1 protein-coding gene is annotated in these 606 nt (G+C 43.4%); it reads right to left on the reverse strand.

All coding sequences use genetic code 11. From position 1 onward, the window contains the following. Positions 1-606 (reverse strand): hypothetical protein (locus A3729_RS32565; RefSeq protein ID WP_197475674.1); only part of this gene is annotated, 606 nt, incomplete at both ends.

Here is a 606-nt window from a genome sequence, read left to right on the forward strand (position 1 = left end):
ATGCTTTTTCAACTTTAGGGATGTCTAGGTTCTTAATCGAGTTATATATGTCATCCGCTAAATAGGAGCCACCGATGGCTCCTCCCCAATTATAGATACAGCGAATTTTGTTTTTTAAATCGGGGCGCTGCGCGAGCAGTTCGTAGATATCGGGAGCACCTTTGCTGTAACCAATTAAAAATATATCTCCGGGTGTCTTTTGTTCGGACGGTGGGATTGTTGTTGTGTCAGCTGCTAATCCGGCACCGTGGTCAATCGCGGCGATCAAGTCATCAATATTAGAGCTGCAACCGCGCATAGGGTGATTGTCTGCTCGTATAATCCTTATACCGAGCTCGTCCTGGATTTTAGGGAAGGCGTTTTGAAAAGCCCTAACAGGCAACATGCCATTCAACAGACCGGGTGAGAATATTAGCGTAGTATTACGAACTCTATTTGTGCTCTTAAATTCGGGGATTTCCAGTTTCCATTCCCGTATTTCATCGCCCCTCAAAAACTGTTCTGCAAGTTTTTGTTTGTTTGGTCGCTTGTCTTTGCGGCCAAGTAGTTTGGTTTTATCTGCTTTTTTTAAAGCAATATTGTCTTGAAGTGCTTCGGTTAGAAATA

The sequence above is a fragment of the Oleiphilus sp. HI0043 genome, from assembly GCF_001634935.1.